This window comes from Streptomyces sp. NPDC044064, assembly GCF_056434245.1.
In genome coordinates this window covers 163418-174554 of the sequence record NZ_JBWKFN010000017.1, presented here as the reverse complement: position 1 = coordinate 174554, position 11137 = coordinate 163418, and the positions used below count along the sequence as shown (strand labels likewise).

The window sequence follows — 11137 nt, the reverse complement described above, 5'->3', positions numbered from 1 at the left end:
GAGTGGGGCGGGCGGGGATCAGGCCAGGACCAGGCAGTGTTCGGGCCGCCAGCCGAACTCCACCGTCTCGCCGCCGCTCCAGCGGTCCTCCATGCGCGCGCGGGCCGTGTTCTGCTCCAGCACCGACAGCGTGACGCCCGGGGCGAGTTCGATCAGATAGGTCGTGGTGGGGCCGCTGTACACGGTTTCGCGGATGACGCCGGTCAGCATCGACATGCCCGGTTCGAAGTCGGACAGCCAGATCTTCTCCGGGCGCACGGACACGCTGACGGCGGTGCCGTCCGCTATGCCGCTCCGGGCGCCGACCGGCAGGGCGGGCCCCTGCTCCAGGGCGACCTCACCGCCCCGGTAGGTGCCGGCCATCAGGTTGGAGGTGCCCATGAAGGAGGCGACGAAGCGGGTGGCGGGGTGCTCGTAGACGTCCTCGGGGGTGCCGCACTGCTCGATGCGGCCCTCGTTCATGACCGCGATCCGGTCGGACATGGTCAGCGCCTCGTCCTGGTCGTGCGTGACGAAGACGAAGGTGATGCCGACCTCGCGCTGGATCTGCTTCAGCTCGACCTGCATCTGCCGGCGCAGCTTCAGATCGAGTGCGGCCAGCGGCTCGTCGAGAAGCAGTACGGCAGGACGGTTGACGAGCGCGCGGGCGAGCGCGACGCGCTGCCGCTGGCCGCCGGAGAGGGTACGGGGTCTGCGGTCGGCCAGCCCGGCGAGCTGGACCAGATCCAGCATCTCGCCGACGCGCTGCCGCATCTCGGCCCTGGCGACGCCCTTGCGTTTCAGCCCGAAGGCCACGTTGTCGGCGACGCTGAGGTGGTCGAACAGCGCGTAACTCTGGAAGACCGTGTTGACGTTGCGCCGGTTCGGCGGCAGCGCGGTCACGTCCTCACCGGCGAGCAGCACCGAGCCCTCGGTGGGGTCGCTGAACCCGCCGATCATGCGCAGGGAGGTGGTCTTGCCGCACCCGGAGGGGCCCAGCAGGGAGAAGAAGTGGCCGGACTCGATGTCCAGGTCGAGCCGGTGGACGGCGTAGGAGTCGGCGTACTGCTTGGAGACGCCGTCGAGCCGGACGGCGGGGGTCGCGTCCATGGATCACTCTCCGGAGAGGATGTCGAGGCCGCCGCGGCGGCCGAAGAGGCGCGGGATGAACAGGGCCAGGGCGATCAGGGCGATGGATCCCGCGAGCATCAGCGTGCCGACCGCGTTGATCGTGGGCTGCACCCCGAAGCGGATCGCCGAGTAGATGCGCACCGACAGCGGCTGGGGGTCGACGCCGGTGGTGAAGTAGGCGAGGACGAAGTCGTCGAAGACGAGGGCGAAGATCAGCACGGCGCTGGCCAGCACGGCGGGGAGCAGGGCGGGCAGGGTCACCAGGCGTACCGCCTGCCACCGGGTGGCGCCGAGGTCCATCGCGGCCTCCTCCACCTCCGGGTTCAGCGCGGCGACCCGGGACCGGAGGATGACCGTGACGTAGGAGATCGAGAAGGTGATCTCGGCGAGCATCACCGTGCCGGTGGACAGGGCCACGCCCAGGCCCTTGAACAGCAGCATGGACGCCACGCCCGTGACGATCTCCGGCGTGATCAGCGGCACCAGCATGATCAGTCCCGCCAGCGAACCGAGCCGGGTGCGGCAGCGGACCAGGCCGAGCGCCAGCGCCACACCGAGGACGACCGAACCGGCCATCGCCACCAGGGAGATCCGCAGGCTGGTGCCCAACGACGAGATGAGGACGTCGTCGTGGACGAAGGCCCGGTACCAGCGCAGGCTGAACCCGCCGAACACGGTCAGGGACTTCTTGGAGTTGAACGAGAACAGGGCCACGACGGCGATGGGCAGGTAGAGCAGCGCGAAGAAGAGCCCGGTGACGGCGATGAGGATGCGGGGCCTGCGGTCGGCGCGGCCGCGCCGCTTGCGGGCCCGGCCGGCCGGGCGGGCCGGGGCGGTGGTGGAGGGCACCTTGAGCAGCGTCATCGGCGCGCCTCCGCCTCGTCCTTGCGGGTGCGCCGCAGGTAGCCGAACATCCCGATCAGCAGGACCAGCATCAGCAGCATGGTGAGCGCGGAGCCCAGCGGCCAGTTCTGGCCCTGGAAGAACTTGTCCTGGATGAGGTTGCCGATCATGATCTGGTCCGGTCCTCCCATGAGCTGTGCGCTGACGAAGTCACCCATGGCGGGCAGGAAGACCAGGACGAGTCCGGCCGCCGCCCCCTGCCTCGTGGCGGGCAGGGTGACGTAGAGGAAGGTGCGGACCGGGCCGCCGTACAGGTCGCGGCCGGCCTCGATGAGGGCGACATCGAGCCGCTCCAGGGCCGCGTACAACGGGATGATCATGAAGACGACGAAGCCGTAGACGAGTCCCGCGACCACGCCGACCCCGGTGTTGAGGATCTTCGTGCTGCCGTCGGCGAGCCCCACCGCGCGCAGGGCGCGCAGCACGGGCCCGTCGTCGGAGAGGACCACCGACCAGCCGTACATCCGCACCAGGTAGTTGGCGAAGAACGGCACCACGATCGCCGCGATCAGCGCGTGTTTGTACCGTCCGCCGTGCAGGGCGATGGTGTACGCCACCGGGTAGGCGATCAGCAGGCAGATCGCGCAGGTCAGCAGGGCGTAGCCGAGCGAGCGGGCCAGGACCTCGGTGTAGGCGGGGTCGGCGAGGGCGCGTACGCCGGCCAGGTCGAAGCCGAAGCGCGGGTTGCCGAGATCGTCGGTGGTGCCGACCGCGAGGACCGCGACCAGGACCAGCGAGGCGATCAGGAATCCGGTCATCCAGAGGGTGCCGGGCAGCATGAACCAGATCCACATCCGGTTTCCGGTGGTGTCCCGGCGGCGGGTGCGCGAGTGGCGGAGCAGTGCCATGGCTCAGCCCGCCTTCACATGGGTCCAGGCGGTGTCGCGGGCGTCCTCCGCCGCACGGCCGCCGTTGCGGAAGAACAGGTCCGCCTTGAGGTCGTCCTGGGTGACGAGGCACTCGGGGAACGGTTTGACCAGCTCGGCGTAGGTCTTCTCGGAGCCGGCCACCGGCATCGGGTAGCCGATGTACTCGATGTTCTTCTTCACGTTCTCCGGCCGGAGCATGTAGTCGATGAACAGCATCGCGGTGCCGGGATGCGGGGCGTTCCAGGGGATGGCATAGCAGTCGGAGTTGATCGGCGTGCCCTCCCTCGGGGCCTCGAAGCCGAACACGGAGGGGTCCTTGGCCTGGTTGAGCATGGCGGCCATGTCACCGCTCCAGGCCTGGGTCATGACCGCGTTGCCGTTGAGGAGGTTGTTGTAGCTGTCGCTGGAGAAGCCGCGCAGCCGCGGGCGAAGCGTGTTCAGCAGGGAGGTGATGCGGTCGAGGTCGCCGGGGTCTCCGGTGCTGACGCCGAGGCCGAGTTCGAGGGCGCCCATGCCGAGGACCTCGTCGCGGTCGTCGAGCAGGAAGACCTTGCCCCTGGCCCGGTCGCTCCACAGGTCCTTCCAGGACCCGGTCAGATCGCCGATCTTGTCGCGGCGCCAGCCGATGCCGGTCTTGTACGCGGTGAAGGGGACCGTGTGCGCGGAGCCGGGGTCGTACCAGGGGTCCGCGAAGTACGCGTAAGCACCGAATATGGCGTGCGCGTTGGTGAGCTGGGAGTGGTCGATCCGGCGCAGCCGGCCGCCGCGGACCAGGCGCTGGGCCCATTTGGCCGTGGGGAAGACGATGTCGTAGCGGTTGCCGGCGTTGAGCTTGGCGACCATGCCTTCCATCGAGTCGAAGTTCGACTGGATGACCTTGACGCCGTACTCCTTCTCGAACCCCTTGAACACGGACGGGTCGACGAAGTCGGCCCAGTTGAAGTAGACGAGATCGCCGTCGACGCGCGCCCGGACCGGGGCGAGCTGTCTGGCGTCGGGCTTTCTGGCGGGCATGAACCCGCAGCCGCCGGCCGCAGCGCCCAGCAGGCCGCAGGCTCCCGCCCGCAGCACGGCGCGACGGGTCGGCGGTGGTACCTCGGGGGACATGGAACGTCCTCTCCGTCGAGGAACGGCACAACTCCAGGGCGGGACCGGCTGGTCGGCTCACGGAGGCCCTGACTCCGTAGGGAGGACCGGTCTGGGGAGGGTGCGTGCGTCAGCGGACGCGGGGTAACCCCGAGGGGAGGCGTACGGCGTACAGCGCGCGGGAGGACGTCACGGGGTGTGCCCCTCCAGGTCGTCCCGGACCCGGCGGGCGAACCAGCCGACGGCGGCCTCGCGCTGCGACAGCGGCCCCGGCTCGAAGCCGGGCGTGCGCAGGCCGGCCTGCACGCGTTCCACCAGCTCGGCGTCCTCGTCGTTGGTGACCCAGCCGATGTGGATGTTCAGCCGCCGGGCCAGCCGGGTGCGGACGCTCTCCCCGTGCCGGGTGTAGAAGCCGCCGGGAATCGCCGCCCGGTCCTGGGCGGTGGGCAGGGCGGTCCACGCGAGCACGTGGTCAGGGTAGAAGTCGATGAGCGTGTTCGGATAGATCACGGCGTACCGCCACACGCGCCGGTCGGCCTCTTTCAGCCCCGGCATCGGCGTAGCGAGCCGCTGGTAGAGCCGCTCGGTCCAGTTCGAGGAGGGCTTGTCGCGCAGCGGGGACTCGAACAGGACGTAGTTCTCCTGCACGTCCACCGTGTACGCCTGGTAGTCCAGCAGCCGCATGAGCGCGGGGTGGGCCACGGGTACGTGGTAGCCCTCCAGGTAGTTGTCGACGATCACCTTCCAGTTGGCGTGCTGCTCCTCGCCGCCCGCCAGGTCGTGGATGCGGTGCCTGCCGACGGGGATCAGGCCGGGGCCGGCGTAGCGGCCGACGGCCTCGACGAGCCCGGCGCAGCTCTCCGCGAGCGGGGTCGCCTCCATGTCGAGGTTGACGAAGACGAACCCGAGGAAGGACTCCACGTTGACCGGGTGCAGTCCGAGCCGGGGCTTGTCCAGGCAGGGGATCCGGCGCGCCTCGGGGGCACCCACGAGCCGCCCGTCCAGTTTGTAGGTCCACCCGTGGTACGGGCAGCGGATGGCCTTGCCGGACGGCTCAGGGGCGGTGACCAGGCGGGTGCCGCGGTGCCGGCAGACGTTGAGGTGGGCGGCGAAACCGCCGTCCTCCGTGCGGACGACCAGCACCTCCCGGCCGGCGGCGGTGGCGGTGAGGCGCGCGCCCGGTCCGGGGAGGTCGGACTCGTGGCAGACGAGCTGCCAGGACCTGGCAAAGATGCGTTCGGTCTCGGCCTCGGCGATGGCCGGATCCGTGTAGTAGCGGGCCGGCAGGGCTTCCCCGGGGTGCTCGGGGGGCGGCTCCGGCGGGGCAGCGGAGACGGCGTCGGCTGCCCGGGTGGTCGAGGGGTGCATGGGGTCCTCCTCCGCGCCGCGACGGCGGCGATGGGCGGTGAGGCTGTGCCCGGAACGGGCGGCAGGCAGGGCGTCACGTACGGCGTCACGTACGACGTCACGTGAAGCGGCCGGACCTGCCGGGATCCGGCTGACTAATTGGTTAGTCAGAGTGCGGCGACGGCGGGGTCAAGTCAAGACTTGTGGGCTGACTAATTAGTTAGTTAGTGTCGTGGTAGACGGACGACCGGGCACCTCGAACCGGTCCGGACACCCCTGTCACCGTCCACGCCGTGCCCGGTCCCGGCCGGGCACCCGCACAGCTCCCCACCCCTCTCCCCGCGGTGCCGGAGCTCCCCGTCCACGCCATCGCCGCGCCACCCCGGCTCCGGACCACCCGGAGACGGTGCGCCCCCGGAGGCACACATGAGCGCTCGCCGAAGTCTCGTCTGGCTCGGTCTCACGCCGGAGCCCGAACAGGAACTGCCCGCCGCGGTGGCCGCCCTGCGAGCCCCTGCGGACGACCGCCCGTCGGCGGCCCAGGTCGCCGCCGAGCGGCACCGGGTCGAGCGGCTGGTGCTGCGCGGCACGCAGGCCGGCTGGCTCCGCTATCTGCGAGAGGTGACCGACCTGGTCGTCGAGGCCGCGGCGGGAACCGCCCCCGCCGACCCGGGGCCGGCACTGGTGGCCGGCGAGGTCGTCCTCGACCACCACCGCATGCTGATCGGCCTGCCCGGGGCCGGATACGTACGTACGGCCACGCAGCGACGGGACCTGGAAAGGGCGCTGGTGCGGCTGAGAGCCCGCTACGACATCGGCCCCGCCGGCCACCCCGACCCCAGGAGCACCGCATGACCGGCGTCTTCTCCCTCCTTCCCGACGGCCGGCCCGGCCTCCTCGCCCCGCTGCTGTCCGGCGCCTGGCTGTCCGGCGGCGGCGAGGACGGCGCCCGGTACCTGGCCGCGGGCGGCTACGCGCCGCTCACCTCGCCCGGCCGGTTGCTCGACCGGATCGCCGCCGTCGGGCTGCGCGGCCGGGGCGGGGCCGGCTTCCCCGCCGCGGTCAAGATCCAGGCCGTCCGGGACGCACCGGGCCCGCCCGTCGTCGTCGCCAACGGCGAGGAGGGCGAGCCGGGCTCGGTGAAGGACCGCTGGCTGCTGCGGCACCGGCCCCACCTGGTCCTGGACGGCATCCGCCTGGTCGCGGCCATGACCGGTGCCGAGCGCGGCTGCGTGTACCTCTCCGACGCCCCCGCCGAGCAGGCCGTGCGACAGGCACTCGCCGAGTGTCCCCCCACGCTGCGCATCGACGTCGTCCGCACGGAGCACACCTACGTCGCGGGGGAGGAGACCGCGGTCGTACGTCGCATCGACGGTGGTCCGGCGCTGCCCACGGCGAAACCCCCGCGCCCCTTCGAGAGCGGTGTCGGCGGCGCGCCCACCCTCGTCGCCAACGTGGAGACACTGGCCCGCATCGCGCTGATCCACTCGCGCCCCGAGGCCGCGGACGCCGTCGCCGGAGCCCATCTGGTGACCCTCTCGGGCGGCAGCGGTGCGTCCGCGCTGGCCGAGGTGCCCGCCGGGACGCACCTGAAGGTGCTCGCCGACCTGTGCCGGCACGGCAGAGCAGAGGCGGTCCTGCTGGGCGGCCTCTTCGGTGGCCTGCACGGCACCGGCTGGACGGACCTGCCTCTCGACCACGACCGCCTGCGCGCGGCCGGCGGGGCCCTCGGCTGCGGGGCGCTGCACTTCCTGCACCCCGAGGACTGTCCCGTCGCCGTCGCCAACGAGGCAACCGCCTACCTCGCGGCGCAGAGCGCCCGGCAGTGCGGGGTCTGCGTCTCCGGCACGGGGGCGATGGCCCGCACCCTCACGGACGTCGCTCGCGGCCGGGCGGACGACGACGCGGCCGGCAAGCTGCACCGCTGGTCGCGTCAGCTGCCCGGCCGCGGTGCCTGCGGGCTGCTTGACGCCGCCGCCCGCGTCGTCGCCACCCTGCTCGCCCACTTCCCCGAGCACGTCGAAGCCCACCGCCGCTCCCGCTGCCCCGCCTGTGAGGCCGCCGTACCCGAGGACGGGCGCCGGTTCACGGTGCCCGTTCCCTGAGCCGCATCCGGCCTCCTGACCCCCGCCGACCGGGTCACCTGAGCCCGGGCCGGCCCCCGGTGCCGCATCCGGACCCGAGCCCGAATCCGGGTTCCTGACCCGCAAGCGCCCCCCCGCCCCCACAACGCACCCTCACCCCGCCGCACCGAAAGGACCGCACCATGAAGCTCCTGCTGGACTCCACCCGCTGCCAGGGCTACGGCCTCTGCCAGGAACCCGCGCCCGAGCAGATCGACCTCGACGAGTGGGGCTACGCGCAGGTGCGCGCGCAGGAGGTCCCGCAGGGCGGCGAGGATGCCGCTCTGGCAGCCGTCTCCGCCTGCCCCAACTCCGCCCTGCGGCTGGTGAAGTGACATGGGACGTGACCTGTCGGCCCTCTTCGACCCCGTCTCCGTCGCCGTTGTCGGAGCCAGCGACGACCCCGCCAAGTACGGCCATGCCATCGCCGCCCAGGCCGTCCGCGCGAACGGTCGTCGCCCCGTCCACCTGGTCAACCGCCGCGGCGGAACGGTGCTCGGCCGTACCGCCGCCCCCAGCCTGAGCGCGATCGGCGAGCCCGTCGACCTGGCGGTGGTCTCCGTGCCCGTCGCCGGCTTCGAGGACGCCGTCGACGAGGCGCTGCGCTGCGGAGCCCGGGCGATCGTCGCGATCACTGCCGGGTTCGCCGAGACCGGCGAGGCGGGACGCAGCCGCCAGCGTGCCGTCGCCGAACGCGTACGCGCCGCCGGAGCAGTGATGATCGGCCCCAACTGCCTGGGCCTGGCAGACAACACCACCGACCTCTTCCTGGCCTCCGACACCTTCACCCCCGGCGGCATCGCACTGCTCAGCCAGAGCGGCAACCTCGCCCTCGAACTCCAGCTCCGCTTCGGCCCGCACGGCCTCGGCTTCTCCCGCTTCGTCTCGCTCGGCAACCAGGCCGACGTCACCCTCGTCGACCTGCTCGCCGACTGTGCCCGGCACGAGGGTACGAACGCCGTCGCGGTCTACGCGGAGGACTTCGCCGACGGACGCGCCTTCGCCGAGGCGGCCGCCGACGCCGGGAAGCCCGTGGTGCTGCTCACCGCCGGTCGCGGCGACGCCTCCGCGCGCAGCGCCCAGTCGCACACCGGCGCGCTGACCACATCCGCCGACGTCGTGACCGCGGCCTGCCGCGACGCCGGTGTGGAACTGGTCGCCACGCCCCGTGAACTCACCGTCGTCCTCGCCGCGTTGCAGAGCGCCCGCCGGTCGGCCGGCCGCCGGGTCGCCGTGCTCACGGACGGCGGCGGACACGGGGTGGTGGCCGCCGACGCCGTCGAGACGGCCGGGCTGACCGTGCCCGAACTCCAGGAGCCGACGCGGCAACAGCTCCGGGAGGCCCTCTGGGCGCAGTCGGCCGTCGCCAACCCGGTGGACCTCGCCGGAATGGGGGAGCAGGACCCCGGCTCGTACGCGGAGACCGTCTCCGCGCTGCTGGCGGCCGAGGAGGTCGACGCCGTCCTGATGACCGGCTACTTCGGCGGCTACGCGGCCTCCGACGGCGGGCTCGGCGGCGGAGGCACCGTGCTCGCGGACGGCGAACGGGAGGCCGCGCGTCTCATCGCCGCCCGGCACCGCGCCACCGCGAAACCCCTCGTGGTGCAGTCGATGTACCCCGGCTCGCCCAGCTGCCGCACCCTCAGCAGGGCCGGCATCCCGGTCTTCGCCGCCACCGAGGACGCCGCCCGCGCCCTCGCCGCGACGGCACCCCGCGCGCTCCGCACCGGCATCACGCCCCTTCCTCCTCCGGCGTCACCACTGCGCGAGAGCGGCTATCTGCAGACCCGGCAAGCTCTCGAAGCGGCCGGACTCGCCTTCCCCGCCGCCCGGGAGGTCCACGACGAGGCCGAACTGCTGGCCGCGACGGAGGAGTTCACCGGCCCGTACGTCCTCAAGGCCCTGCACCTGCTGCACAAGTCCGACGCGGGGGGCGTGGCACTGGGGCTGGCCGGACCCGGTGAACTGCTCGCCGCCTTCCGCGAGATGCACGCCCGGCTCGGCGCCTCCTCCTACTCCGTGGAGGCCATGGCGGACCTGACCGACGGCATCGAGCTGATCGTCGGCGTCAACCGGGACCCGCGCTTCGGCCCGGTCGCCATGGTCGGCCTGGGCGGAGTGCTTGCCGAGGCTCTGCACGACGTCGCCTTCACCCTGGCCCCCGTACCGGCGGACCGCGCCCTGAGCCTGCTGCGCGGACTGCGCACCGCCGCCCTGCTCGACGGGGTGCGCGGCCGCCCGCCCGTCGACGTCGAGGCGGCCGCGGCCGCCGTCGAGACGATCACGACGTTCGCCGCCGCGCACCCGGAGATCGCCGAGATCGAGGTCAACCCCCTGCTCGTCGGCCCGCACGGAGTCCTCGCCCTGGACTCCCGAGCCGTACTCGCCTGACCGGGCACCACCTCACCGCCACCGCCACCGCCCCACCGCCACCGTCCGACCCGCCACAGCCCCACCCGCCCCGCACGCCGTCCCGCCGACCGAAGAGGCACCCATGGACATGCGCTACACCCCCGAACAGGCAGACCTGAAGCGCCGCGCCGCCGAGTACGCGCGCCTGCTCATGCGCTACGAGGACCAGTCCGAGCAGGCCGGCGGACCCCTGCCGCAGGAGCTCGTCACCGAACTGACCCGCGCCGCCATGGACGCCGGCGTCTACGCCATCAACATGCCCGCCGAGTGGGGCGGCGCCGGTCTCAGCCTGCTCGACCAGGTCATCGTCGAGGAGGAGTTCGGCAAGGTCACCAACTGCCTCTGGGACATCCCCTGGCGGCCCGCCAACGTCCTGGCGTACGGCGACGAGCGGCAGCGCGAGAAGTACCTGCTGCCGGTGATCCGCGCGGAGAAGTTCGACGCGTTCGCCGTCACCGAGCCGGGCGCGGGCTCGGACCCGTCCTCCGGCACCTCCACGGCCACCCGCACCGACGGCGGCTGGCTGCTCAACGGGGAGAAGTGGTTCGTCACCTGCGGCGACATCGCCGACTTCCTGCTGGTGCAGGCGGACGCCGGCCCCGAGCGGCAGCCCACGCTGTTCTTCGTGGACAAGGCCGCGCCCGGAGTCGAGATGACCAGGGTCCCGCACTTCATGCACTCCGCGGTCAACGGGCACCCCGAATTCACCTTCACCGACGTCTTCGTGGCCGACGAGGACGTCCTCGGCGGCGTCGGCAACGGCTACGAGCTGACCAAGGAGTGGTTCACCGACGAACGCCTGATGATCGCGGCACGCACCGTCGGCGCCGCCGAGCGGGCCCTGCGGCTCGCCCGTGACTGGGCGGTGGAGCGTGAGCAGTTCGGGGCGCCGATCGCGTCGTACCAGCTGATCCAGGGCATGCTCGCCGACTGCGCCGTGGACATCGCCGTCAACCGCGCCTACACCCACCAGGTCGCCTGGGAAGCCGACCAGCCGCACACCGACCGCAAGACGCTGCACGCCAAGGCCTCCACCGCCAAGCTCGCCGCCAGCGAGGCCGCCGGCCGGGTCGCCGACCGCTGTCTGCAGATCTTCGGCGGCCGCGGCTACGACCGCTCGTACGCCGTCGAGCGCATGTACCGCGAGCTGCGCGTCGACCGGATCTGGGAGGGCACCTCCGAGATCCAGCGGCTGATCATCGCCAACGAGCTGATCAAGCGCGGCACCCGCGCCCTTGCCCTGCCCACGCACTGAAACCCGCCCACCCCCGATCACCCCACAGCGAG

At 72.3% G+C, this 11137-nt stretch carries 10 protein-coding genes; 5 read left to right on the top strand and 5 right to left on the bottom strand.

Annotated elements, in window-relative coordinates:
* Window positions 1-18: 18 nt before the first annotated feature.
* The 5 genes from AC07DS_RS27060 to AC07DS_RS27040 all read right to left on the bottom strand — a co-directional run bounded on the left by AC07DS_RS27060 (window position 19) and on the right by AC07DS_RS27040 (window position 5336).
* Entirely contained in the window at window positions 19-1089 is a 1071-nt protein-coding gene (locus AC07DS_RS27060) for an ABC transporter ATP-binding protein (RefSeq protein ID WP_479149296.1), read from the bottom strand.
* 3 nt (window positions 1090-1092) lie between these two features.
* Window positions 1093-1974 carry an ABC transporter permease gene (locus tag AC07DS_RS27055; RefSeq protein WP_479149294.1) on the bottom strand — a complete coding sequence of 294 codons (882 nt, stop codon included), beginning with the start codon at window positions 1972-1974 and terminating at the stop codon, window positions 1093-1095.
* Entirely contained in the window at window positions 1971-2861 is an 891-nt protein-coding gene (locus AC07DS_RS27050; protein ID WP_479149292.1) for an ABC transporter permease, read from the bottom strand. Before AC07DS_RS27050 ends, AC07DS_RS27055 begins: the two co-directional genes overlap by 4 nt.
* A gap of 3 nt (window positions 2862-2864) precedes the next feature.
* Entirely contained in the window at window positions 2865-3989 is a 1125-nt protein-coding gene (locus AC07DS_RS27045) for a polyamine ABC transporter substrate-binding protein (RefSeq protein ID WP_479149290.1), read from the bottom strand.
* A 168-nt stretch (window positions 3990-4157) separates the two neighbouring features.
* Window positions 4158-5336 carry an aromatic ring-hydroxylating oxygenase subunit alpha gene (locus tag AC07DS_RS27040; RefSeq protein WP_479149288.1) on the bottom strand — a complete coding sequence of 393 codons (1179 nt, stop codon included), beginning with the start codon at window positions 5334-5336 and terminating at the stop codon, window positions 4158-4160.
* Window positions 5337-5741: 405 nt separating this feature from the next.
* Between AC07DS_RS27040 and AC07DS_RS27035 the strand changes: the two genes are divergently transcribed.
* The 5 genes from AC07DS_RS27035 to AC07DS_RS27015 all read left to right on the top strand — a co-directional run bounded on the left by AC07DS_RS27035 (window position 5742) and on the right by AC07DS_RS27015 (window position 11105).
* A complete protein-coding gene (locus tag AC07DS_RS27035) occupies window positions 5742-6170 on the top strand; it encodes a hypothetical protein (protein WP_479149286.1) in 429 nt (142 codons plus the stop codon).
* Window positions 6167-7420: an NADH-ubiquinone oxidoreductase-F iron-sulfur binding region domain-containing protein gene (locus AC07DS_RS27030; protein ID WP_479149284.1), complete on the top strand. Its 1254-nt coding sequence runs from the start codon at window positions 6167-6169 to the stop codon at window positions 7418-7420. Before AC07DS_RS27035 ends, AC07DS_RS27030 begins: the two co-directional genes overlap by 4 nt.
* Before the next feature lie 161 nt (window positions 7421-7581).
* On the top strand, window positions 7582-7773 hold the full coding sequence (locus AC07DS_RS27025; protein ID WP_145884011.1) for a ferredoxin: 192 nt from the start codon (window positions 7582-7584) through the stop codon (window positions 7771-7773).
* A 1-nt stretch (window position 7774) separates the two neighbouring features.
* Complete coding sequence (locus AC07DS_RS27020; RefSeq protein ID WP_479149282.1) at window positions 7775-9829, top strand: acetate--CoA ligase family protein; 2055 nt, start codon at window positions 7775-7777, stop codon at window positions 9827-9829.
* A gap of 103 nt (window positions 9830-9932) precedes the next feature.
* Complete coding sequence (locus AC07DS_RS27015) at window positions 9933-11105, top strand: acyl-CoA dehydrogenase family protein (protein WP_479149281.1); 1173 nt, start codon at window positions 9933-9935, stop codon at window positions 11103-11105.
* Window positions 11106-11137 lie beyond the last annotated feature (32 nt).